Origin of the sequence: Novosphingobium taihuense (genome assembly GCF_007830315.1) — a bacterium.
Taxonomy (GTDB): domain Bacteria; phylum Pseudomonadota; class Alphaproteobacteria; order Sphingomonadales; family Sphingomonadaceae; genus Novosphingobium; species Novosphingobium taihuense.
In genome coordinates this window covers 1-23,163 of the sequence record NZ_VLKJ01000001.1, presented here as the reverse complement: position 1 = coordinate 23,163, position 23,163 = coordinate 1, and the positions used below count along the sequence as shown (strand labels likewise).

The following is a 23,163-nucleotide window of genomic DNA, read 5'->3' as shown; positions in this document are numbered from 1 at the left end:
GCGCACCGTGGCTCGACCTGCTAAAAGGCCGCCGGACACGGGATCAGACGGCAGGCTTGGCCCAATTACCTACAACGGGATCTTAGTCCCAGAAATCCGTACGGGGTCCAAGCCTGCCTGCTCCGGGTGGAGCAACCGTCGTTTCGATTTGTCTGGATCAAACGAGGCGCCCGTCTTCCACATTGCCATCATGATCACAGCGAGCTTCCTTGCCACGGCAACGCGAGCCTTGAGAAATCCGATCTTTGTTGCCAGCCGGAGGCCCCAAGTGCGCAATGAACTTTCGGTTTTGATTGTGCGAAGCAGCACGGTGGCTGCCGTGATTAGGTGGGACCTGGTCAGCTTGTTTCCGTAACGGCTGATACGGCCGCGGCGCGCGGTGGCGCCGGATTGATAGAGATTGGGCGTTAGGCCGAGATAAGGCCCAACATCTCGATTGCTTCTAAAGCGGTACGGGTCTCCGACGGCGCTGTAAAATGACAGCGCTGTAATTGTCCCAACGCCAGGAATCGTCTGAAATCTGGCGCAAACCGGGATGCTGGCGGCCATTGTGCGCATCTTTCGATCCATATCCCAGATTTGAGAGCGCAGATATTCTCCCATCCTGACCAGGGGATCCAAATCGACGCGGATCGTCACGCCGTTGGCGCTCAAAAGCCTGAGTTGGTTCGCGACTTCAGCTGCGAGCGATCCCCGCCCATTCAGGAGCTTGATACTGGCACCGTGCAATCTGAATATGGACTGGAGCAGCGCATCCGTTCTGGCTCGATGCTTTAGCAGGTTTCGACGGATGTTGATCATTATCCGGATGTCCTGGTGCTCCACCGGTTTGATGAAAACATGGGGACCGAAGGACTGCGCCAGTCGGCCAAGCTCAGCGAGACCTTTGGCATCATTCGCATCAGTCTTTTGACGTCGGATCGCCAGGAATTTGCTTGATTTGCGAACGTCGACGACTTGAACGGGAAACCCGAACGAACAGAGATCCCGAACCATTTGAGTGCCGACACCGGCCTCGATCGTAATAGACTGGACAGGCTCAACGCCGAACCGTCGAAGGATATCTCTTATCGGAGCAGCGCGGGTCTCAGTCATTGCCTCGAAGAAAACGTGTCCTTCGGCATCGACGAGGCAGACCGCAGTCTCCAAGTGACCGGCGTCGAGGCCGACCCAGTAGCGCTGGTGCCGTGGCATTGTGCTCCCGTACGACGTTTGTTTCTTTCGCTTGCCCTACTGACCTTGTCGGGGCTGTCCGACTAGGATTCGTCCTCCGGCATGTGATAGAGAGGTAGGAAATCGAAGGAGATGATAGGATGGAGCCGCGGGAGGCGTTGGATAGCCTAATCAGCGAACGAGGAGAGACCTACGCATCGATTTCGCGGCTCCTCGGAAGAAACTCGGCATACATCCAGCAGTTCATTAAACGAGGTTCTCCAGCCCGCCTTGACCAAAGCGATATAGCGCTGCTGGCATTGCATTTTGACGTGCCCGTAGTGATGCTCGGTGGAAAGGAGGGGCCGACAGTCGGGCAGCGTTCGATAGTCAAAGTCCCCTTGCTGAACGGGACAGGTAACGATTCACGCTCACAATGGCGGCTGGTTGATGCGGCTTGGCTCGGTCGGCTGTGTGATCAGCCCGCCAGTGTCGCAATCTTGCCAATTGTTGGTGAGGCGATGGAGCCGACCCTCTGCAATGGCGACGAGGTTATGATTAGCCGAGTTCGCTTCCAGGAGAGCGTGCGTGAAGGCCTTTACGCCATCCGTGGGTCTTCTGAAATCTTCGTAAGGCGAATAGCGATCGACCCAACGAAGAACCGTCTGACCGTTCTTACCGACCACCCTGCATATCCGAGCTGGCAGGGCATCCAGCGCAAGGGCGTCGATATTGTCGGCCGGGTGATCTGGATCGGAGCTCGGGTGGCCTAGCTGTCATTATGACACCGCGCTGCCTGAGGCTCTAAGTGGCCACCCCAGCGTGCGATGCTGGTGCGGAGCAAGATGGGTAGCAGTCGCGCTGGCTGGGAGGTGAAACGACGACTCGCTCAAACGCAGTCGGACAAAGCGCAGGCCATGAATCTTTCACCGTGAACGCTGATGTGCGGAGGCTGAGCAGCCGCGGTGCCGAATTAGCGCGCTGCTACCTAGAGAGCTACCTAGCACAGAAATGCTCTCAATCGCCCGATCCGACGAGCTTAGTATCTGATTGAAAAGTAAGAGAAATGTGGTGGACGCACTAGGGCTCGAACCTAGGACCCGCTGATTAAGAGCAATCTTTCCGTCCGGATGTGTTCGCGAGCGACCGCATCGATGTGCAGGTGTCCAGAGGATCTGGTCAACTGACTGCGATCCCGTCGAGGATCGGACAATCGGGTCTGCTGTCGCCGCTGCACCCTTCGGCCAGTTCCAGCAAGGCGCGCCGCATGGCTTCAAGTGCTGCGGCCTTGCGACCAAGGTCATCGGCATGCGCCAGGGCAACGGCCTTCACTTCACTGCTCGTCCGCTCGCGGTTGTCCCATAGGCCGAGGAGAGTGGTGATCTCCTCAAGCGAGAAGCCAAGGCCGCGGGCGTTGGCAATGAAGCGCAGGCGCTCGATCGATTGCGGCGAATAATCCCTGTAACCATTGTCGCGTCGGTCAGGGGGCGGCATCAACCCTACGCGCTCATAGTGCCGGATCATCCGCTCCGACACGCCAGTGGTCTTCGATGCCTGTCCGATGTTCATGGCCGCTGTTCGCCGAACTTCGGGTAGCGTCCTTGGTGGTGGCCGCCATGGAAGAAGTGCAGCAGCGGGCAGGCGAACAGGAATGCGTAAGGGATCAGCCCGAAGAAGTGCTGCCGGTGTTCCGGATAGAGCAGGAAAGCGGCGATCAGCGCGCCCGATGCCGCGGCCAGCAACCACGCGCGCTTGCTGGAAAGGCTCATAGCGCAATCCTCCTGAGACGCAGCGAATTACCGATGACGCTGACCGAGGAAAGCGCCATTGCCGCCGCTGCGATGATCGGTGAAAGCATGATGCCGAACAGTGGGTAGAGCGCGCCTGCAGCCACCGGGATACCAGCGACGTTGTAGGCAAAGGCGAAGAACAGGTTCTGCCGGATGTTGGTCATGGTTGCATGACTGAGGTGCCGGGCACGCGCTATCCCCGTCAAATCGCCCTTGAGCAGGGTGATCCCTGCGCTTTCAATCGCAACGTCTGTGCCGGTGCCCATGGCGATGCCGACATCGGCAGCGGCAAGCGCAGGGGCGTCGTTCACACCGTCGCCTGCCATCGCCACGATCCTGCCTTCGTCCCTCAAGCGCTTCACGATCGCGCTCTTCTGGTCGGGCAGGACATCGGCTTCGATGTCGTCGATACCAAGGCGCCGGGCGATGGCGTCTGCCGTGACGCGGTTGTCTCCGGTCAACATGATGACATGGATGCCCGCTTCGGCCAGTGCCTTGAGCGCGCCAGGCGTAGTCTGCTTAACCGGATCGGCAATGCCGATAGCACCCGCAACACGGCCATCGATGCCAAGGAAAATTGCGGTCGCCCCGTCAGCGCGCAGGGCGTCGGCACGTTGCGCCAGTTGGGCAGTCGAGATCCCTTGCTCCTCAAGAAAGCGGGCATTGCCAGCAACAAGCCGATGTCCATCGACGATTCCGGTGATGCCTTTGCCGACTGGCTGATCGACGTCGCCCGGTTCGCTGATTGCCAGTCCTTTGGCTTCGGCATCCCTGACAATGGCGAGAGCCAGCGGATGCTCGCTGCTGCGTTCGAGGCTGGCGGCAAGGCGCAACACCTCGCGGCTGTCGAACCCCTCGGCCGTCTCAATCGCGACCACCGCAGGCTTGCCTTCCGTAAGCGTGCCGGTCTTGTCCACGACAAGCGTATCGACCTTCTCCATGCGTTCGAGCGCCTCGGCATTCTTGATGAGAATACCGGCCTGGGCACCGCGTCCGACCCCCACCATGATCGACATCGGGGTTGCGAGGCCAAGCGCACAGGGGCAGGCGATGATCAGCACGGCCACCGCGGCAATCAGGCCATAGCCCATTGCCGGCGATGGGCCGACCAGGGACCAGACGACGAACGCGATCGCTGAGACCGCGATCACCGCCGGCACGAACCAGCCCGACACGGTGTCGGCAAGCCGCTGGATCGGCGCACGACTGCGCTGGGCTTCTGCTACCATCTGGACGATGCGCGCCAGCATGGTATCGCGCCCGATCTTCTCGGCGCGCATCACGAGGCCGCCGGTCTGGTTTATCGTGCCACCGATCAGCTTCGACGATGCCTCCTTGGTCACCGGCATGGACTCGCCAGTCACCATCGATTCATCGACGGTGCCGCGGCCCTCCAGCACCACGCCATCAACCGGAACTTTCTCGCCAGGGCGAACGCGTAGCGTGTCGCCGACCAGAACCTGGTCGAGTGTGATCTCCTCGTCACTACCATCGGGACGAACCCGGCGGGCGAGCTTGGGCGAAAGGTCGAGCAATGCGCGGATCGCACCGCTGGTTGTTTCCCGGGCACGCAGTTCAAGCAGTTGGCCAAGCAAGACCAGCACGGTAATGACCGCCGCTGCCTCGAAATAGACCGCGACTGAGCCGTCTATTGCGCGAAACGCGGCCGGGAAAATGCCGGGCGCGAGCGTCGCCGCCATGCTGTAGATCCAGGCGACGCCCGTTCCCATTGCGATCAGGGTGAACATGTTGAGGTGACCGCTTTTCACCGAGGCCCAGCCGCGTTCGAAAAATGGCCAACCCGCCCACAGGACCACCGGCGTCGCCAGAACCATCTGGATCAGGTTGGCGATGTTTCCATCCAGATAATGGCGCAGTCCAGTCAGATGCCCGCCCATTTCGAGTGCAACCACCGGCAAAGCGAGGATGAGGCCGATTACAAAGCGCCGCTTCATGTCGGCATATTCGGGCGACGGTCCATCGTTGAGCGTCGGCGTCATCGGTTCCAAGGCCATGCCGCAGATCGGGCAGCTTCCCGGCCCGGACTGCTGGACCTCCGGATGCATCGGGCAGGTCCAGATCGCGCCTTCTGGCACCGGTTCTGTCGGGCGCGGCGCATCGCTCATATAGCGCTCTGGATCAGCCCTGAACTTGGTTAGACAGGCAGCGCTGCAAAAGTAGTGATGGACGCCGCCGTGGGTCGTGACATGCGGCGTGGTCGCCGGGTCGACGCTCATTCCGCAAACGGGGTCGATAGCCGTTCCCGGGGTTTCCGGTCCGGAATGGGCGCAATGCGCGTGGTTGTGTTGCGACTCGGTCATGCCTCATGCTCCTCTGGTCGCCAGCTTCATCAACCCTGACATCATGTCAGGGTCAAGCAGTAATTCATCCTTTCGCGATGGCAAGCTCCAGCGTACCCAGCCAGGCCACCAAGGCGAGGATCGTAAGGGCAGCAGACGACTCCAGAACCAGGCTTTGCCGAAGACCGCGTAACGCGTGGGCGAGGTCGTCTTGTTCGATTGCTGCACCTAGTGTGGGCGTTAGGCGCCAACAGTTGGCACTCGCCAACACCAGCATGGCAGCGAACAGTCCGAGCTTGATGAGCAGGAGTTTTCCGTAGCGCGAAGCGAACAAGGTGTCCGGATGAGGCAAGCCCATCAGGCTCAGGCTGTTGATGAGGCCCGTGAGAACGATCAACCCGACCGCAAGCGTCCCAACCCGCGAAAATTGTTCAAGAGCCCGATGCGCTATCCTGATCTGCGCATCGGATTGGTGCGCCATTGGCTGAAAGAGCAGCCAGGCGAACGCGGCAATTCCGCCGATCCAAACAGCCGCCGCCAGCATGTGGACGATGTCGCTCAGCCGGTGGAGAGTTCCGGTCCACCCTTCGGTTGCGCCGGCATGGCCCGTCCAGACCAGCGTGGCGATAGCCACCGCCGTCGAAGCAAGCAGCCAGTATCTTGCAAGGTGTGGGCTTCGGCCAAGCGCGAGGGCGGCAACCAAGGCAATTGCAACTGCCACCATACGCACGACCCAGGCGCTGCCAATGGCGCTCTGTGTGACGATTTCCCCGATGACCGAGGCATCGGCTGCCCAGAGGCTTGTCCCCATCATGGCTGCGACAAGCGCAATCATGCCGGCGCCAGACAGCAGCAGTCCGAGCAGCGAAAGGATGAGGGCAGGTTTGGCCAGCGGCAGCAAGGCAGTGCCTCGCTCCTCGGGTTTCAGCGCGTAAAGCGTGAAGGCCGTCACACCTGCCAGCACCATCAGATCGGCGTAAAGCGCGAACCGGATGGCGATGACAGGCAGGTTGTCCATGTCTTCAGCGCACGGTGAAGCTGAAGTTGCCGCCCATGCGATGTGTGTCGGCTCCGGCCGCGCTCCAGGTCACGCGGTAAGTCCCGCTGGCCAGCGGCCGACGGAGCAGCAAAGTCATCGATTTCCTGTCATTGCCGAGCCGGGCGGTGAAACCCGTGATCGGCATCGGCGCATGGTTTGGCATACCCGGCATTCCGGTCATTGCGATCTCGGCCCTTGCCGTTGCGCCGATCACGGCCTCATTGAAGCGCAGTTCGACCTTTGTCGGCGCTGCGACCGTGGCATTGGCTGTCGGGGTCGAAGACACGAGCTGCGTATGCGCGCTGGCAACCTGCGGCACGATGAGCCCCAGAGTCGCAACGGCAAAGGCAAGGCTGGGCAAACGCATCAGTTATCTCCTTGGAAATGGCTATCAGGTTGAGATACGCGGCCCGGAACAGCATCCCTCAAATTGGGCTGGTTCAATTTTTCTGAGGGATCGGGGATATGGCTGCGTATAGGATCACAAGACCTCGGGAGACCCACCATGTCCGACCTTGATCAGGCGCTCCGCCGCCTGGGCACACTTCCGGCTCCTTCGGGGCTGGCGACTATCGACGATGCTGTGCTTGCCGGACTGGCTGCGAGCCGCCGTGAGGCTGCGGCTGGGTCGCGGCTGATGGGTTTTGCCGCAGCCCTGGCGCTGGTGGTCGGCGTAGCCGGTGGCGGACTAGCGGGCGGCGAACCCGCCACGGCTCAGCCCATCTCTCCCTTTGCGCCTGACAATCCCCTCGCACCTTCGACCTTGCTGGATGTCCACCCGTGAATTGGACCACGCGGCTGATCCTGATCGCGCTTGTCGCATTTGCAGCGGCGCTGGGCGGCACTTATGCTGGCCGCGTCCTGTTCGCACCGGAAAGGCAGAGCGAGACCGAACTCCACGCCTTGCTGCACAGCGAGCTCGAACTCGATGCCGCACAGGAAGCAAAGATCGAGGCAATCGAGCAGCGTTTTGCCACACGCCGCAAGGCGCTCGAACTCGAGATGCGGGCCGCCAATGCCCATCTGGCCGAAGCGATGGAATTGGAGCACGGCTATGGTCCGCAAGTCACCACCGCCATCGACCACACCCACAAGGTCATGGGTGAAATGCAGAAGGAAACGCTTGAGCATCTCTTTGCCATGCGCGCCGTCCTGAGGCCTGATCAGGCGGCCAAATTCGACAGGTCGGTTACCAGAGCCCTTACCCCAGAAGTGCGGTGAGCCTTCCGCTGTCCGAGGGGAGCGACGGCGAGCTCGCGGCACTGGCGCTCGCGGGCCGGCAGGACGCTTATCGCGAATTGCTGGCGCGCCACCGTGACGCTGTGTTTCGCTTGGTGCGAGCGTCAGTCGGCGATCCGCACGAGGCCATCGACGTCACCCAGGAAACCTTCATTGCCGCGTTCTCGGCCCTTGGGCGTTACGACCATGGGCGACCGTTTCTGGCATGGCTCAAGCACATTGCGCTCAACAAGTGCCGGGACTGGGGACGAAGGCGCAAGGTGCGCGCCTTCTTCACGCGCGCAGTGCCGCTCGAGATGGCTTTCGATGTTTCAGACGATGCCATTCCCGCCGATGTGCAAGCGGCAGACCGGGCCGAGCTGGCGCGCGTGACCACTGCCATATCCCGCTTGCCATCCCGTCTGCGCGAGGCCCTGGTCCTCCGCACGATCGATGGCCTCGGCCAGGCCGAAGCTGCCGAGGTGCTCGGTGTCAGCGAGAAGACGGTCGAGACCCGCCTCTACCGGGCCAGGGCGAAATTAAAGGCGATGATTGGCGACCAGATCTGAGGGCTAGGGAAAGCGGCTGCGTAAAGGACGATGAAGCCGTCAATCTTACCGGATACCACTCATGCATTCTTTTGCGCTCGATCGCCGTACCCTCATTCGTTCGGCTGCTTTGGGGGGCGGGGGCCTCGCGCTTTCGGCAGCGCTCCCCGCGTGGGCGCGCAGTGGAACTCCTGGCCTCGCAGGCCCGATGTCCGTGGTGTCCGGGGAGCAAATCGCACTATCCATCGGTCATGCCTCGCTCCGGGTCGGCGGACGTGATGGGCATGCCATCGGCATCAACGGTGCGACACCGGGCCCGGTCATCCGGTTAAAGGAGGGCCAGAAGGTTCGCCTCGCGGTGAACAACACGCTGAACGAGGAAACCTCAATTCATTGGCACGGGCTGCTCGTGCCCTTCCAGATGGACGGCGTGCCGGGGGTGAGCTTTCCGGGGATCAAGGTCGGCCAGACCTTCGTGTACGAGTTCCCCGTCAAGCAGTCTGGCACCTATTGGTATCACAGCCACTCCGGCATGCAGGAAGCGATGGGCATGTATGGCGCGATCGTCATCGATCCCGCCGCGCCCGATCCGGTCGCCTATGACCGTGAACATGTAATCATGCTCGCCGACTGGAGCTTCATGCATCCGCATACCCAGCTGCGGAAGCTGAAGGCGCAGCCTGGCTACTTCAACATGCAGAAGCAGACCCTCTCAGGCCTGCTCGCGGGCAAGGACCAGTCGGCCTCCGAACGCCGCATATGGGCCGGGATGCGGATGGACCCGACCGACATTTCCGACGTCACCGGCGCAACCTATCATTTCATGGTCAACGGCCATGACAGTGCCGCGAACTGGACCGGACTGTTCGCACCTGGCGAGCGGGTGCGCCTGCGCATCATCAATGCAGCCGCCATGACGAATTTCAATGTCCGGATTCCGGGTCTCGCGATGACGGTGGTCGCCGCAGATGGGCAAAACGTGCAGCCGGTCGAGACCGACGAATTCCAGATCGGCATCGCGGAGACCTATGACGTGATCGTCGAACCCAGGGCCGACGAGGCCTATGGCTTCATTGCCGAGGCCATCGATCGCTCCGGTCAGGTGCGCGCGACGCTTGCTCCGCGCCTCGGCATGGTCGCGCCGATTCCGCCAATCCGCGAACGTCCGCTGCTCACCATGAAGGACATGGGCATGGGCGATATGGCTGCACCCGGTGCCGATGCGAGTACAGCTGATCACGCAGCCATGGGCCACGCCATGCCCGGGATGGATCACGGCTCGATGAAGATGCGCGATCCCGCGGTCGCGCCGCAGGTCAAAATGGGACCAGGCGTTGCGACGCTTTCGCCAATGCCCATGGACCGCACGGGCGAACGTCCGACCGGTCTTGAGAAGGTCGGGCACCGGGTGCTGACCTACCGCGACCTCAAATCGCTCGCGCCCAATCCAGACAAGCGCACGCCGTCACGCGAGATCGATCTGCACCTGACCGCCAACATGGAGCGCTACATGTGGTCCTTCGACGGCGAGAAGTTCAGCGAAAATACGGAGCCAATCCCGTTCCGCCACATGGAGCGGGTGCGCATCAATCTCATTAACGACACCATGATGCCCCATCCGATTCACTTGCACGGACACTTCTTCGAACTGGTTACTGGGAGTCCCGGCCATCATCCGCTGAAACACACGGTCAACGTCCTGCCCGGCGGCAGGGTCTCGTTCGATCTGACTGCCGATGAGCTCGGCGACTGGGCATTCCACTGTCACATGCTGCTGCATATGATGTCGGGGATGTTCCGGGTCGTGACCGTGCGCCATGAGGAGGACGCGGCATGAAGGCGACCCTTCTCATCAGCGCTGCTGTCTTGTTGGCAACGCCCGGCTTTGCGGTGGCCCAATCCTCCATGCCAGGCATGGAAATGAAGGATGCGCCCGGCACAGTTGCTCGAGGCGAGGCAGCGCCGGCTGCAATGGACCATTCCGGCCATAGTCAGCCCGAAGCTGCAGTTCCCGCGCCTGTCGCAGTCGATCCCCATGCCGGACACGCTGCCGAGCCTAAGCCAGCCGGTCCGCCACGGCCTGAAGCCATCGATCACTCCGGCCATGATATGAATGCCATGACGGGCATGTCCGAGGGTGATCCGGCTATCGGAACTGCTCCCGCCCCTGCGCCGCCAGGCGACCATGCCGCGGATACCGTGTTCGATCCCGCTGAGATGGCGCGCGCGCGCGAAGCTTTACGGCGAGAGAATGGAGCCTTCAGCGGGTCGATGGTGCTCTTCGATCTCGCCGAATTCCAGGCGCGCAAGGGTAGGGACGGTTATCGTTGGGCAGGCGAGGCCTGGTTCGGCGGTGACGTCGAGCGCCTCCTGATCAAAACAGAGGGCGAGGGCGCATTCGGCGAGCCGATCGAGGATCTGGAAATCCAGGCACTCTATTCACGTGCCATCTCGCCGTTCTGGAATGCCCATGTCGGCTTGCGGCACGATATAGTGCCCAATCCCTCGCGGACTTATGCCGTGCTCGGGGTAGAGGGAATCGCGCCTTACTGGTTCCATTTGACGGGGCAGATGTTCCTCTCCGACAAGGGTGACATCCGGGCTCGCCTTGAGGGAAGCTACGATGAGCGGATCACCCAGCGCCTGATCTTCCAGCCTCGAGCGGAACTTAATTTCTCCGCTCAGGACATGCCCGTGATCGGGGTGGGATCAGGACTCACCGACTTCGAACTGGGTGCGCGCTTGCGCTATGAGATCCGACGCGAGCTCGCGCCCTATGTTGGCGTGGAATGGAGCCGGAAGGCGGGTGACACCGCGCGTTTGGCACGGCTCGCAGGAGAAGATCCAGATGCGGTCAGTTTTGTCGCTGGCGTCAGGGTTTGGTTCTGATTCTGATGGCAATGCACAAAGACTTTGGCTGGACCGACGGGTCGCAACGGAGCAGGACTTGATGCTATGAAATCGGTCGTCGCTCTCATTGTTGCGCTAGCATTGGCGTTCGGCGCAGGACCGCTTTGTGCCGCCCCGGCAGCGGCTTCGATGCAGACTGCTAACATGGAATGCGGCGACATGCCGGGAAGCGGCGACCGCTCACATCATCATGGCGCACCGGACGTGGCGCGGGTCTGTCATGCGTGCCTCTTTGCTGCGCCTGCCATCGGCACCAATCTGAATGCCATACGATGGGACTGGATCGGCCCGGAGATCCGGGCGCCCCAAAGCCTGTCCGGATTGAAGTCCGAGCCACCGACACCGCCCCCGCGCCAGCCGGTTTCCCGATCCGTTTCAATCTTATCTGGAGAATACACATGAAATCCAAGTATCTTCTGGGCGCCCTGGTGCTCTCGCTTTCTACAGCCGCGTTTGCAGCCGAGCCTGCACCGACGCCAGAGAAGTCGTGCTGTTGCTGCAAGAAGGACGAGCTCGGCCAAATGGCCTGCTGCAAGGAGCATGGCGAGCAGGCTGGTGAGCATGCTGGTCACGACATGAGCGGCATGGATCACAAGTAAGCAATGGTGCGCGGAGGGTGGTCCGCTACCCTCCGCGTATTGCCATGTGAGTACTGGCAAATGCGGACTGGACCTTAGTTTACACCGGAGCGGTTCAGCGGCCACCCGCGGATAAGGAGATCACATATGCGAAAGCTCGTTTTGGCACTGGCGCTGTTTTCGACCCCCGCGCTAGCGGCAGGCGACATCCTGATGCATCGCGATCCGGGGTGTGGGTGCTGCGAACAATGGGCTGCGCGGGTTCGGCAGGCCTTCGGCAGAAATGTGCGAATCGTCGATGACGCGAACCGTACCGCGTTCCAGCGGCAGGTGGGTCTTCCCGCAAACCTGGTGTCATGCCACACCGCGATCGTGGACGGGATCGCCTTCGAGGGACACGTTCCTATTGCGGACATGCGCCGCGTACTGGCGAGCCGCCCGAAAGGTGTTCGTGGGCTTGCAGTTGCGGGAATGCCCATCGGATCGCCGGGCATGGAGGTGCCGGGTGTTCGCGCGCAACGGTATAACGTCATTGCCTTCGGGGCCGCGCGCACCAGCGTATACGCACAGCATTAGTCGTCGCATTAAAAGCGAGCGTCTTAATCTCCGCTCCCGCGAAACCCGGAGCACATCCGGGCAAATCGAATGAGAGCGGGGCAAGATGCTTCCGCGAGTTGTGTTACGTTTGGAGCGGGGGCGTTTTCGCCTTGATCGCGATGAAGGCCGCGCCTGCAGTCGTCCTTCGCCCAAGCCAGCCCGCTCGGACGTACCACGCAATTCGGAGAGGCGCTTTCACAGCCGAACATCCCAACGAGCGAGTAACGCCGCCATGCCGACGTACAGGACGATGGTGAGAGCGCAGCCGGCCGCGAGTGCGGGCCAGAACGCGAAGCCGCGCTTGAGCAGAACCGGGATCAGCAGGAAGATCGGCAGGCTCGGAAGAACGTACCAGAACGTGGCTTGCGAATAGCTGGCCGTACGCGCTGCGTCGCCAGTGTCGCGCCAGAGCCAGATCATGCTGAGCACGGCGACAAGCGGGAGCGATGCCAGCAATGCGCCAAGTCCAGCGCTCCGGCGGGCGACTTCGGAAACCACAACAATGATGATCGCCGAGATAGCGGTTTTGACGACCAGATAGATCATTCGTGGTCTCCGTTGCACATGGTGTGATCCCCCAGCGCCTCGATCACGCGACAATCGGCGGCAAGTCCGCCCCGGCAGCGACCGATAATGCGCGATAGTTCGTCGCGCAGGGTAACGAGTTGGCCGATCTTCTCTTCGACCTGCGCCAGATGCCGGGTGGCGATCCGGTCGGCCTCGCAGCACTCGCGCTCGGGATGGTCGGCCAGATCGAGCAGCGAGCGCACTTCCTCGATGGTGAAGCCCAACTCGCGTGAATGACGGACGAAAGCGAGCCGCGTGCGATGCGCTTCGCCATAGGAGCGATAATTGCCCGCAGTCCGGGCCGGTTCGGGCAACAAACCGATCCGCTCGTAATAGCGGATCGTCTCGATGTTGGTGCCGGTCGCCCTGGACAGTTCGCCGATTTTCATCGCTTGACCCTGTAGTTGCTACAGGGTGCATATAGAGGGCCGACTCGAACGAACCAAGGAGTTTCGGCCATGGCGGACAGTTGCTGCGCCAGTTCCTGCAGTGACGACACCGCGCGCAATGATCCTGCGTGGCGCAGGGCGTTGTGGATCGCGCTCGTCGTCAATGCCGTGATGTTTTTCGTCGAGATCATCGCGGGTGCCGCATCGGGATCCCGCTCGCTACAGGCTGACGCGCTCGATTTTCTGGGCGATGCCGCAAACTACGCGATCAGCCTTGGCGTCGCCGGAATGGCGCTTGTCTGGCGGGCGCGGACCGCGCTGGTCAAAGGGCTGACCATTCTGGCCTTTGCACTCGGGGTGATGGTCTCGGCGGTCTGGGGCCTTGTTGCTGGAACCCAGCCCGATCCTTGGGCGATGACAGGCATCGGCGCTCTCGCGCTGGTGACGAACATCTCGGTGGCGCTCCTGCTCTATCGTTTCCGGTCGGGTGACGCCAACATGCGATCAGTCTGGGTCTGCTCGCGCAACGATGCGATCAACAACCTGCTGGTGATTGGCGCGGGCTTCGTGGTGCTGTGGACGGGCAGCGGCCTCCCCGACCTCGTCGTCGCGCTCATCATGGCGCTTCTCGGGCTTCAAGGTGGATGGCAGGTGGTTCGGCAGGCTCGATATGAACTTGCGGCAAGAGGGGTTCCGGTATGAAGCAGCTCGAAACCGCATATTGGGCGGAGATCGGTGCTTTCCGGCAAGCGAGGGCTGGCCAGGACGCGGCCGATGCCTGGCACTATCTGGAACGCGCGCATATCCTTTCTCAGCAGATCCTGCGGCTCCACCTCCATGCCCATGCCGTCATGCTGATCTTTGCCATTTCCCGGCGCGAATGGCGCGAAGCGCGCGGACAAGTTCTGCGTCTGATGCTTGCACCCCTCGGCGCGCTGCTGGGCCGCATTCCTCTGGGGAACACTGGTCGAGCATCGGTCAGCGCCTTCGTGCCCATGTCGATCCCAGAGGAGCTTCGTCATGTTCTGGGCCAGGAACAGTGCAAGTGATGCGTTTGCTGCTGCTGTATTGCTCTGCTAGGTGGAAACGATGAGGGGCATTGTTCTCCAGTTCCTGATTCTGTTCTCGGTGCTTTGCGCCGGTTTTCATGCGCCTGCCGCTGCCCATGACGACCACGGTCAGGCCACAGTTCTTGTGGCTGATGCGCACCATGCTGACGCCCACGAAGATTTCTCCGACGATTCTTCCTCGGATCCCTCGCAGGAACTCTATCATCATCACCATTGCCCCATGACGACGGTATTTGATGGCAGCGACGGCGCGATGCTGGCCTTCGCAAACAAAGAGTTGCTCTGGCCGAGCAAGGCTGCGGCGCTCGCCTCGCTGATGCCAACTCCGCCAACCGAGCCCCCAGCAGCCTGAGATCCCAGCTTTGCGCGCGCCGGGCAGCCCGGCGTTGAATCTGGTATTTTCAGGATTATTTCCACATGCGATACTTGCTTATGGGCGCAATTGCGCCTGCGGCGCTCATGGCCGCTACCCCCGTCGATGCGCGCCCGGCCCGTGTTGATATCCCCATTCAGATTGACCCGAATTCATCGGTCTATGTGCTTTGGGTCAAAGTAAAGGCTGAAGGCGACCACACGATTGTCAGTGGCTACGTTCGCCAAAAGCGCTGGTTCGCCCGAAGCCGCGGCCATCTTCACATCGCGTTCATGAGGCAAGGCCAGCAGGTCGCCTGTCAGGAAAGCGACTGGAAGAAGTACCGATATCGTTCCCGGGGGCAGTGGCGTTTCACAAGTTCGGTGCAGATTGCCGCCTCTACAATCGATAGTGTCCAAATCTCGCACGTTGACCATGAACGGGTGCCCGACAGCACCCCGATATCCATGACAGTCTGCCCGGGATCGACTGTAGACACCGAACATCATGCCGGCGGTGCATAAGATGGCATCCCGATTGTTGATGGCTTCAACCATTCGAATGAGTGATTTGCCGGTCGGGGGTGCCGAGGTTTCCCTGATTGGCTGGCTTTCCCGACGTGCCCTGAATGCCCCGCGTGTCGAAGACACGCGCGAGCAAACTGAAAGCGTTTCAGGAGTGTTCCCATGACTTTGACATTGCGCGCCGGCCTATTGGCCGGCTTGGCGCTGGCCTTGCCCATAGCGGCAAGTGCGGAACCCGTAAGTCTGGACGAGGCCGTCCGCCGCGCCATTGCGGCATCGCCCGCGATCCAGGCCCAGGAGGCAGGCATCCGGTCTGCAAGGGCGGGGCGCAGCCAGGCCGATGTTCGTCCCAATCCCGTCCTGTCAGTCGAAGCCGAAAACATCGCCGGCACCGGCGCCTATGACGTCTATCGGCAGGCCGAGACGACCGTCACTTATGCCCAGACCATCGAACGCGGGGGCAAGCGCGATGCGCGGATCGCCTATGCCGAACGTGACATCGGTGTCGCGGAGGCTTCGGCGCGCCTCACCCGGCTCGACCTCGCCGAAGCAGTGCAACGCACATTCATCGACCTGCAGATCGCCGAAGAAGTTGTCTGGCTTGCCGAACGACGCCTCGAAACCGAGCGCGCCATGCAGACCGAAGCGCTGCGCCGGGTACGCGGCTACAAGGATCCGCTCTTCGTCGAAACCCGCGCCGAAGCTCGCGTAGCCCAGGCACGGCTTGCGCTCGACGAGGCCCGGTCACGCCGCAATGCCGCCCGCGCGAGGCTGGCCTCGTTCTGGGGCGGCAAGGCAGAAGATGTCGAGGTGCCGCGCGGGATCGAGAAGCCGGACGATCACCTGCACCAGTTGGCCGCTGCCGACAGTGCGCTTGCATCTGCCACGGTGGAACGGGCGCAGGCGGCGGTCGTGGTCGAACAGACGCGCGGCGTGCAGGATTACACGGTGAGCGGCGGCGTGCGGCATCTGCGCGAGACGGGCGATGTCGCACTGGTGGCCGGGATCTCGATCCCGCTGGGCCGTTTCGACCGCAATCGGGGCAACATCGAGCGCGCGCAGGCCGAGCGGCAACGGATCGAACTGCTGGCCGAAGCGGCCCGCCTTGACCGTCTGCGCCAGTTGGCCTCGCTCAGGGCCGAGGCTGATGCCGCCCGGATGCGCGCCGACGGGATCATGCAGGATGTCTATCCCAAGGCGGTCCGCACACTCCAGCAGGTCCGCGAAGGCTACAATCGCGGCGGTTTCCGTTTCAGCGATGTGCAGGACGGTGCCGACGCCATCATCGAGGTTCAGTCGCAGTGGGTCGAAGCAATGACCCGCTACCGCGACATCCTGTCCCAGATCGACCGGCTGACCGGACGCTTCGACGTCGTCGCCGGGGAGGAAGTACAATGAAAAACATCCGTTTCACCGCCGCTATCGCGGCACTCGCTCTTGCCCTCCCGCTTGCCGCCTGTGGTTCCGGTCCGGCACCCGCGGAACATGGCGAGGAGGGGGCCGAAGCCGAGCAAGGCCCCAACGGCGGGCGTCTCCTGAAGGATGGCGATTTTGCCGTTGAGGTCACAGTGTTCGAAACCGGGCAGGAACCGCAGTTCAGGGTCTATGCCAGCCGAGGTGGCCAACCGGTCGATCCGGGGTCCGTGCAGCTGACCATGACGCTCCGGCGACTGGGGGGCGAGGTCAACACTTTTGCTTTCAAGCCCGAAGGCAAGTTCCTTGCCGGTCAGGGCGTGGTCGAGGAACCCCACAGCTTCGACGTCGAGGTGGTCGCGGTCGAAAACGGCAAGCGGCACGTCTGGAAATACGCCAGTCCCGAAGGCCGCACGCATATCACGGCAGAGGCGGCCAAGGCGGGCGGCATCGAGATACTGACCGCAGGTCCGGCGTTAATCGGCGAGACACGCGAACTCTTCGGCACTGTCGCACTCGACCCATCTGCCCGTTCGGAAATCCGTGGCCAGTTTCCGGGCCGCGTCGTCAGCGTGACCAAGGCCGTGGGCGACTATGTCCAGCGGGGGCAATTGCTGGCGCGCATCGAGTCGAGCGAGAGCCTGCAAGTCTATCCGGTCTATGCGACCGTCAGCGGCGTGGTCGCCGAGCGTAACGGCAACCCCGGTAACGTGACCGGTGATCGCGCGCTCTATGTCATCACCGACCCCGCCCAGACCTCGGTCGTCTTCAACATCTTCCCCAAGGATCTGGCGGTGATCCAGCCCGGCATGCGGGTAGAAATCGAAGCCATGGACGGCACGCCCGTCGCGGCCAGCCAGCTCGGGGGCTATTTGCCCGAAGGTAATGCCGAGGCCGGAACGGCGCTGGTGCGAACCTCTGTCCCCAATCGGGGGGGGCGGCTCCGTGCCGGCATGGCATTGCGCGGCAAGGTGGTGGTGAATGCCGTCACCGTGCCACTGGCCGTGCGGACCGAAGCCATCCAGCCGTTCCGCGACTTCAAGGTCGTCTTTGCCAATTTCGGCCAGGACTACGAAGTTCGCATGCTCGAGCTGGGGCGCTCATCGCCCGAGTGGACCGAAGTGCTGAGCGGCATCAAGCCGGGCACGCCTTATGCCGCCAAGGGCTCCTTCCTCATCCGCGCCGACATCGAGAAGTCGGGCGCGAGCCATGATCATTGAGCGGGAGAGATAGCGCCATGCTTGCCCGCATCATCGGCTTTTCCATTCGCCAGCGCTGGTTCGTCCTCGCGGTTGTCGCCCTTTTATCTGCCATCGGCGTGTGGAGCGCGACCAAGCTGCCCATCGACGCCGTACCCGACATCACTAACGTCCAGGTCCAGATCAACACGGAGGCCGAAGGCTATTCCCCGCTCGAATCCGAGCAGCGCATCACATTTCCCATCGAGACGGCGATCGCCGGCGTTCCGGGTCTTTCCTACACGCGCTCGATCTCGCGCTATGGCCTGAGCCAGGTCACGGTGGTGTTCGAGGACGGCACCGACACCTATTTCGCCCGCCAGCAGGTCAACGAGCGCCTGCAAGCGGTCAGGTCGCAACTGCCGGCCGGGATCGAGCCGGAAATGGGGCCGATCGCCACCGGGCTCGGCGAAATCTTCATGTTCGCGATCGAACCAAAGCCCGGCGCAACCAAACCCGATGGCAGTCCCTGGACGGCAACCGATCTCAGGACCCTGTCCGATTGGGTGGTGCGGCCGCAGATGCGCACCATTCCCGGCGTGGCCGAGGTGAACACTATCGGCGGCTACGAACGGCAATACCATGTCACGCCCAACCCGGCGCAGTTGGCCGCGCTCAATCTGTCGCTGAACGATCTTGTCGAGGCACTGGAACGCAACAACGCCAATCGCGGCGCGGGCTATGTCGAGCGCGGCGGCGAGCAGATCCTGATCCGCGTTCCCGGGCAGGCGGCCAATGAAGCAGACCTCTCGCAGATCCTCGTTGCGACGCGCGGCGGCGTGCCGATCCGCGTCGGTGACGTGGCCGAAGTTGTGATCGGGTCCGAACTGCGCACAGGTGCCGCAACCGAAAATGCGAAGGAGATCGTGCTCGGAACCATCTTCATGCGGACTGGCGAAAACCCCCGGATTGTTGCCCAGGCTGCTGCGGAGAAGCTCAAGCAGGCGACAGCTTCGCTACCCGCAGGCGTGGTGGCGCACCCGCTCTATGACCGTACCGAACTGGTCGACCGCACGATCGCCACTGTCGAGAAGAACCTCGCCGAGGGGGCATTGCTCGTGATTGTGGTCCTGTTCCTGCTGCTCGGCAATTTCCGGGCGGCTCTGATCACGGCTGCGGTGATCCCGATCGCCATGCTCATGACGCTGACCGGCATGCTGGCGACCCGAACCTCTGCGAACCTGATGAGCCTGGGTGCGCTCGATTTCGGCCTGATCGTCGACGGAGCGGTCATCATCGTCGAGAACTGCCTGCGACGATTGGGCGAAGCCCAGCATCGAATGGGCCGCTTGCTCGATCGCGACGAGCGGTTTGGCCTCGTGGCCAAGGCGAGCGCCGAAGTCATCCGCCCCTCGATCTTCGGCATCGTCATCATTACCGCGGTGTATCTGCCGATTTTCGCGCTTGAAGGCATTGAGGGCAAAACCTTCCATCCCATGGCGACCACCGTCGTGCTGGCCTTGACGGCGGCGCTGATCCTCTCGCTGACGCTTGTGCCCGCTGCCGTTGCCCTCTTCGTCACCGGCAAGGTGGAGGAAAAGGAAAACCGCGTCATGCGCTGGATGAGCGAGCGGTACGCGCCGCTCCTCGACAAGGCCTTGGCTCGGCCGAAGCTCGCTGTTGCCTTTGCCGTCCTGCTTGTCACCCTCAGCGCTGCGGGAGCAACACGGTTAGGGTCGGAGTTCATCCCCAACCTCGATGAAGGCGACATCGCGATGCACGCGCTGCGTATTCCGGGCACCAGTCTTGGCCAGGCAGTGCAGATGCAGGAGTCACTGGAGAAACGTATCCGGCAGTTCCCGGAGGTGGAGCGCGTCTTTGCGAAGATCGGTACGGCCGATGTCGCGACCGACCCCATGCCACCATCGGTCGCGGACAATTTCATCATGCTCAAGGACAGGAGCGAATGGCCCGACCCGCGCAAGCCGCGTGACCAGCTTGTGGCCGAACTGAACAAGGCGGTGTCGGAGATTCCCGGGAACAACTACGAGTTCACCCAGCCGGTGCAGATGCGCATGAACGAGTTGATCGCGGGCGTGCGCGCCGATGTGGCGATCAAGCTGTTCGGCGACGACCTCGAGCAGCTGCTAAAGAGCGGCGATGCCATCAACGACGTGGCGGCGTCTATCCCCGGGGCTGAGGATGTGAAGCTCGAGCAGGTCACGGGCCTGCCGATGCTCTCGGTCACACCGCGCCGTGACATGCTCGCACGCTATGGCATCAGCATGGCCGAGGTTCAGGATGCCGTGGCCACGGCAACTGGCGGCCGCAAGGCGGGCGAGGTGTTCGAGGGCGACCGGCGCTTTGCCGTCGTCGTGCGCCTGCCCGAAGCGCTGCGGACGGACTTACCGGCACTCGGCAATCTGCCCGTTCGGCTTGCAGCCGGCGGGACACTACCGCTGTCACAACTGGCTGACATCTCACTCTCGGCCGGACCCAATCAGATCAGCCGTGAGAACGGCAAGCGCCGCGCCGTGATCACCGCCAACGTGCGCGGCCGGGATCTGGGATCCTTCATCACCGAACTGCGGGAGAAGGTCGGCGCCGAAGTCGAACTGCCGACCGGCTACTACGTTGAATACGGCGGCACGTTCGAACAGCTCCAGTCGGCCAAGACCCGGCTGCAGGTGGTCGTGCCGCTTGTGCTGCTGTTGATCTTCGGGCTGCTGTTCACGCTGTTCGGATCGACGAAGGATGCGGCTATCGTCTTCTCGGGCGTGCCGCTCGCATTGACTGGCGGGGTGGCGGCCCTGGCATTGCGCGGGATCCCGATGTCGATCTCCGCCGGGATCGGGTTCATCGCCTTGTCGGGTGTTGCGGTGCTCAACGGTGTCGTCATGCTGTCCTTCATACGCGACCTGCGCGAACGCGGCCTGGGAGCACTAGAGGCGGTGCGCGAGGGCGCGCTGACACGCCTGCGCCCGGTGATGATGACGGCTCTCGTGGCATCGCTCGGCTTCGTACCGATGGCGCTGAACGTCGGTGCCGGTTCCGAAGTGCAGCGGCCGCTCGCGACTGTCGTGATCGGCGGGATCATTTCCTCGACGATACTCACATTGCTCGTTCTTCCAGCGCTCTATGCTCTGGTTCATCGGAAAAAGGACGAAGAAAATCTCACGGACGTGGGACCAATGGAGCCTCAACCGGCCAGCGGGGGATGACGCACGGCATCAAGGTGCTGACGATGAACAACGCAGACGACTGCATTCGGGTGCAGTTTGACAGCAGTTCTTGTTGGCACCTTGAAGCTGTGAAGCGCACACTCGATGGAACGCCAATCAGTCACTGCGCGTGCGGTGGTTTGATTGCCGCAAACAGCTGGCGAGTCGGCGTGATAGGCTGATTTGGCCGAACTGCTGAATTTGAGAGGATCAAAGATGACGTACTATATGGCCGCCAAGCTTCAGGGTCCGTTCGATGATGCCATTGCGCGCACCGAAGCTGCCCTTAAAACCGAAGGGTTTGGTGTCATCAGCCGGATCGATATCCAGCAGACACTCAAGTCGAAGATCGACGTCGATTTCCGGCCTTACACAATTCTTGGGGCGTGCAATCCAGGCCTGGCCCATGAGGCGTTGCAGGTGGAAGACAAGGTCGGGCTGATGCTGCCCTGTAATGTCATTGTCCAACAGTACGGCTCCGGCGAGGTCGAAGTTGCCGCGATTGATCCGGTGGCCTCAATGCAGGCAATCGATAATCCAGAATTGACGAAGGCTGCGCAGGTAGTTCGTGACAAGCTCTCGCGGGTTATCGAACTTTTGCGTCAAGGCGCATCTGAATAATGTCTCGGTCCCATGCCAGAGACGGTGCCGCTGGCAGCGCCAGCTTCTCGCATACGGACGCCGCATTTAGCACCATATTCTATGCAGGAAGGGCCTGCCGCACCCAGGTGACAATGGCAGTAGCTGACATCGCGCCAGATTGGCGGGCAACCTCACGCCCCTTTGAAAATAGGATCAGGGTCGGGATCGAGCGGATTCCATAGCGGGCAGCAACGGCCTGATCGGCTTCCGTGTCCAGCATTCCTAGACGCACTCTGGGTTCGAGTTGGCCGGCGGCCGCAGTGAAGGCGGGAGCCATCTGCTGGCAAGGACCGCACCAGGTTGCCCAGAAATCAACGAGCAGCGGAATGTCGCTTTTGGTAGCGTGTGCACCAAAGTTGGCTGCGGTGAGAACCAAGGGCTGCTTTAGGAATAGCAGCGATCCGCATCGGCCGCACTTGCCTCCCGCGAGAAGCTTATCCTTCGGCACCCGATTTGCAGTCGAGCACGACGGGCAGATCACGATCATCGCACCCGAATTTGTCATTTGGTCACCTCGTACCGCAGGGATGGGATCGCGGAACTCTGACCTGACCCCCTGATTTTCCTCCAAGCTTGATTAGAGTCCGGCCCATTGGAAGGACGGACAGATGAAGCGACTGAGGTTCACGGAAGAGCAGATCATTGGCGTGCTGAAGGAGGCCGAGGCGGGAGCGAAGACCGCTGACCTTGCCCGGCGGCACGGGGTGTCAGAAGCGACGATCTACAACTGGAAGTCGAAGTATGGCGGTCTGGAGGTCTCCGATGCCCGGCGGCTCAAGGAGCTGGAGAGCGAGAACGCCAAGCTCAAGCGGTTGCTGGCCGATGCGATGTTGGACAAGGCTGCGCTGAAGGATCTTCTGGCAAAAAAGTTCTGACGCCCGCCGCGCAGCGGGAAGCTGTCGCTCATCTTCAGGCATGCCACGGGATGAGCGAGCGGCGGGCGTGCCGTGTCATCGATGCCGATCGCAAGAGCGTGCGTTACCGTTCCACCCGGGACGATGATGCCGGTCTGCGAGAGAAGCTGCGGGAGCTGGCCAACCAGCGTCGCCGGTTCGGCTATCGCCGTCTGCATATCCTGGTGCGTCGAGAGGGGATCATGATCAACCGGAAGAAGACCCAGAGGCTCTACAAGGAGGAAGGCTTGGCGGTGAGGCGTCGACGCAGCCGCAGGCGCGCAGTCGGCACGAGGGCACCTGCTCCGGTGCTGGCGCTGCCGAACCAGCGCTGGAGCCTGGACTTCGTCCATGACCAGATGGCTTCTGGCAGACGGTTCCGGGTGCTCAATGTGGTCGATGACGTGACCAGAGAGTGCTTGGCAGCGGTGCCGGATACCTCGATCTCGGGGCATCGCGTCGTGCGCGAGCTGACCCAGCTGATCGCCCAGCGCGGCAAGCCGGGCATGATCGTCAGCGATAACGTCCTAGGTTGGGAAGCAGCGGCGGAAAACGGCCAGCAGGTCTCGTTGCGCCGATTGTGATCGGCGCTGGTTGCGTTCTGATCCAGATGGCTTCCATCGTCAAGGAATGCGCTCTCGGCCATAGCAAACACAGGATCCAGCGAGCGCTCGGGTCGTGGTCCTCACCGTCCTTAAAATGAGATGCGGATGCCAGATGGAAGGCCCGAACATTATCTACAGGGTCGCCGTAGCGCCCTCACGGCACGACAGAGAGGGGTC

Annotated in this window: 26 protein-coding genes and 1 pseudogene; 18 read left to right on the top strand and 9 right to left on the bottom strand. The window is 62.0% G+C overall.

All coding sequences use genetic code 11. The annotated features are described in order from the left end of the window. Positions 1 to 69 precede the first annotated feature (69 nt). The gene (locus IQ25_RS00135; protein WP_144901097.1) at positions 70 to 1,194 is read right to left on the bottom strand and encodes an IS110 family RNA-guided transposase; all 1,125 of its coding nucleotides are present in this window, start codon (positions 1,192 to 1,194) and stop codon (positions 70 to 72) included. 119 nt (positions 1,195 to 1,313) lie between these two features. Between IQ25_RS00135 and IQ25_RS00130 the strand changes: the two genes are divergently transcribed. Next, on the top strand, positions 1,314 to 1,925 hold the full coding sequence (locus IQ25_RS00130) for a S24 family peptidase (protein WP_144901094.1): 612 nt from the start codon (positions 1,314 to 1,316) through the stop codon (positions 1,923 to 1,925). A 406-nt stretch (positions 1,926 to 2,331) separates the two neighbouring features. Here IQ25_RS00130 and cueR read toward each other — a convergent pair whose 3' ends face one another. The 5 genes from cueR to copC form a co-directional block, all read right to left on the bottom strand. Next, positions 2,332 to 2,721, bottom strand: a complete 390-nt coding sequence (cueR, locus tag IQ25_RS00125; RefSeq protein ID WP_011445792.1) for a Cu(I)-responsive transcriptional regulator — start codon at positions 2,719 to 2,721, stop codon at positions 2,332 to 2,334. After that, positions 2,718 to 2,921 carry a DUF2933 domain-containing protein gene (locus IQ25_RS00120; protein WP_066556611.1) on the bottom strand — a complete coding sequence of 68 codons (204 nt, stop codon included), beginning with the start codon at positions 2,919 to 2,921 and terminating at the stop codon, positions 2,718 to 2,720. The genes cueR and IQ25_RS00120 overlap by 4 nt, the downstream gene beginning before the upstream one ends. Then, positions 2,918 to 5,263: a heavy metal translocating P-type ATPase gene (locus tag IQ25_RS00115; RefSeq protein WP_066556612.1), complete on the bottom strand. Its 2,346-nt coding sequence runs from the start codon at positions 5,261 to 5,263 to the stop codon at positions 2,918 to 2,920. Before IQ25_RS00115 ends, IQ25_RS00120 begins: the two co-directional genes overlap by 4 nt. Positions 5,264 to 5,327: 64 nt before the next feature. Then, the gene (copD, locus tag IQ25_RS00110) at positions 5,328 to 6,260 is read right to left on the bottom strand and encodes a copper homeostasis membrane protein CopD (protein WP_066556613.1); all 933 of its coding nucleotides are present in this window, start codon (positions 6,258 to 6,260) and stop codon (positions 5,328 to 5,330) included. A 4-nt stretch (positions 6,261 to 6,264) separates the two neighbouring features. Beyond that, positions 6,265 to 6,648 carry a copper homeostasis periplasmic binding protein CopC gene (gene copC, locus IQ25_RS00105; RefSeq protein WP_066556615.1) on the bottom strand — a complete coding sequence of 128 codons (384 nt, stop codon included), beginning with the start codon at positions 6,646 to 6,648 and terminating at the stop codon, positions 6,265 to 6,267. A gap of 138 nt (positions 6,649 to 6,786) precedes the next feature. Between copC and IQ25_RS00100 the strand changes: the two genes are divergently transcribed. The 8 genes from IQ25_RS00100 to IQ25_RS00065 all read left to right on the top strand — a co-directional run bounded on the left by IQ25_RS00100 (position 6,787) and on the right by IQ25_RS00065 (position 12,111). Beyond that, on the top strand, positions 6,787 to 7,065 hold the full coding sequence (locus IQ25_RS00100; RefSeq protein WP_066556616.1) for a hypothetical protein: 279 nt from the start codon (positions 6,787 to 6,789) through the stop codon (positions 7,063 to 7,065). Then, positions 7,062 to 7,502, top strand: a complete 441-nt coding sequence (locus IQ25_RS00095) for a periplasmic heavy metal sensor (protein WP_066556618.1) — start codon at positions 7,062 to 7,064, stop codon at positions 7,500 to 7,502. The genes IQ25_RS00100 and IQ25_RS00095 overlap by 4 nt, the downstream gene beginning before the upstream one ends. Beyond that, positions 7,499 to 8,068 carry an RNA polymerase sigma factor gene (locus IQ25_RS00090; protein WP_066556621.1) on the top strand — a complete coding sequence of 190 codons (570 nt, stop codon included), beginning with the start codon at positions 7,499 to 7,501 and terminating at the stop codon, positions 8,066 to 8,068. Before IQ25_RS00095 ends, IQ25_RS00090 begins: the two co-directional genes overlap by 4 nt. A 61-nt stretch (positions 8,069 to 8,129) precedes the next feature. Beyond that, a complete protein-coding gene (locus tag IQ25_RS00085) occupies positions 8,130 to 9,884 on the top strand; it encodes a copper resistance system multicopper oxidase (protein WP_066556623.1) in 1,755 nt (584 codons plus the stop codon). Continuing rightward, positions 9,881 to 10,936 (top strand): copper resistance protein B, encoded by a 1,056-nt coding sequence (locus tag IQ25_RS00080; RefSeq protein WP_066556625.1) that lies wholly within the window; start codon positions 9,881 to 9,883, stop codon positions 10,934 to 10,936. Before IQ25_RS00085 ends, IQ25_RS00080 begins: the two co-directional genes overlap by 4 nt. Positions 10,937 to 11,002: 66 nt before the next feature. Then, the gene (locus IQ25_RS00075; RefSeq protein WP_144901092.1) at positions 11,003 to 11,359 is read left to right on the top strand and encodes a hypothetical protein; all 357 of its coding nucleotides are present in this window, start codon (positions 11,003 to 11,005) and stop codon (positions 11,357 to 11,359) included. Beyond that, positions 11,356 to 11,556 carry a hypothetical protein gene (locus IQ25_RS00070; protein ID WP_066556628.1) on the top strand — a complete coding sequence of 67 codons (201 nt, stop codon included), beginning with the start codon at positions 11,356 to 11,358 and terminating at the stop codon, positions 11,554 to 11,556. The genes IQ25_RS00075 and IQ25_RS00070 overlap by 4 nt, the downstream gene beginning before the upstream one ends. A gap of 126 nt (positions 11,557 to 11,682) precedes the next feature. After that, entirely contained in the window at positions 11,683 to 12,111 is a 429-nt protein-coding gene (locus IQ25_RS00065) for a DUF411 domain-containing protein (RefSeq protein WP_066556631.1), read from the top strand. A gap of 216 nt (positions 12,112 to 12,327) precedes the next feature. On the opposite strand, the gene IQ25_RS00060 is transcribed toward IQ25_RS00065, so the two are convergent. Both IQ25_RS00060 and IQ25_RS00055 read right to left on the bottom strand, forming a co-directional pair. Further along, on the bottom strand, positions 12,328 to 12,678 hold the full coding sequence (locus IQ25_RS00060) for a DUF3147 family protein (protein WP_066556635.1): 351 nt from the start codon (positions 12,676 to 12,678) through the stop codon (positions 12,328 to 12,330). After that, entirely contained in the window at positions 12,675 to 13,088 is a 414-nt protein-coding gene (locus tag IQ25_RS00055) for a MerR family transcriptional regulator (protein ID WP_066556650.1), read from the bottom strand. The genes IQ25_RS00060 and IQ25_RS00055 overlap by 4 nt, the downstream gene beginning before the upstream one ends. Positions 13,089 to 13,157: 69 nt before the next feature. Here IQ25_RS00055 and IQ25_RS00050 point away from each other — a divergent pair, with 69 nt between their 5' ends. The 8 genes from IQ25_RS00050 (at position 13,158) to IQ25_RS00015 (ending at position 21,467) form a co-directional block, all read left to right on the top strand. Next, positions 13,158 to 13,790 (top strand): cation transporter, encoded by a 633-nt coding sequence (locus IQ25_RS00050; RefSeq protein WP_027443900.1) that lies wholly within the window; start codon positions 13,158 to 13,160, stop codon positions 13,788 to 13,790. Next, positions 13,787 to 14,137 carry a DUF3703 domain-containing protein gene (locus IQ25_RS00045; RefSeq protein WP_066556653.1) on the top strand — a complete coding sequence of 117 codons (351 nt, stop codon included), beginning with the start codon at positions 13,787 to 13,789 and terminating at the stop codon, positions 14,135 to 14,137. Before IQ25_RS00050 ends, IQ25_RS00045 begins: the two co-directional genes overlap by 4 nt. A 40-nt stretch (positions 14,138 to 14,177) precedes the next feature. Further along, positions 14,178 to 14,510, top strand: a complete 333-nt coding sequence (locus IQ25_RS00040) for a hypothetical protein (RefSeq protein ID WP_066556655.1) — start codon at positions 14,178 to 14,180, stop codon at positions 14,508 to 14,510. Positions 14,511 to 14,575: 65 nt separating this feature from the next. After that, entirely contained in the window at positions 14,576 to 15,034 is a 459-nt protein-coding gene (locus IQ25_RS00035; protein WP_144901090.1) for a hypothetical protein, read from the top strand. 162 nt (positions 15,035 to 15,196) lie between these two features. Further along, positions 15,197 to 16,432 (top strand): TolC family protein, encoded by a 1,236-nt coding sequence (locus IQ25_RS00030; RefSeq protein WP_144901088.1) that lies wholly within the window; start codon positions 15,197 to 15,199, stop codon positions 16,430 to 16,432. Next, a complete protein-coding gene (locus tag IQ25_RS00025) occupies positions 16,429 to 17,667 on the top strand; it encodes an efflux RND transporter periplasmic adaptor subunit (protein ID WP_066556664.1) in 1,239 nt (412 codons plus the stop codon). The genes IQ25_RS00030 and IQ25_RS00025 overlap by 4 nt, the downstream gene beginning before the upstream one ends. A 17-nt stretch (positions 17,668 to 17,684) precedes the next feature. Continuing rightward, positions 17,685 to 20,846, top strand: a complete 3,162-nt coding sequence (locus IQ25_RS00020) for an efflux RND transporter permease subunit (protein WP_144901086.1) — start codon at positions 17,685 to 17,687, stop codon at positions 20,844 to 20,846. Positions 20,847 to 21,074: 228 nt separating this feature from the next. Beyond that, positions 21,075 to 21,467 carry a DUF302 domain-containing protein gene (locus tag IQ25_RS00015; protein ID WP_258536916.1) on the top strand — a complete coding sequence of 131 codons (393 nt, stop codon included), beginning with the start codon at positions 21,075 to 21,077 and terminating at the stop codon, positions 21,465 to 21,467. 79 nt (positions 21,468 to 21,546) lie between these two features. On the opposite strand, the gene trxC is transcribed toward IQ25_RS00015, so the two are convergent. After that, the gene (gene trxC / locus IQ25_RS00010) at positions 21,547 to 21,993 is read right to left on the bottom strand and encodes a thioredoxin TrxC (protein ID WP_066557096.1); all 447 of its coding nucleotides are present in this window, start codon (positions 21,991 to 21,993) and stop codon (positions 21,547 to 21,549) included. Positions 21,994 to 22,096: 103 nt separating this feature from the next. On the opposite strand from trxC, the pseudogene IQ25_RS00005 reads away from it, so the two are divergent. Continuing rightward, positions 22,097 to 22,905: pseudogene (locus tag IQ25_RS00005) on the top strand (IS3 family transposase); the annotation flags it as partial. Positions 22,906 to 23,163 lie beyond the last annotated feature (258 nt).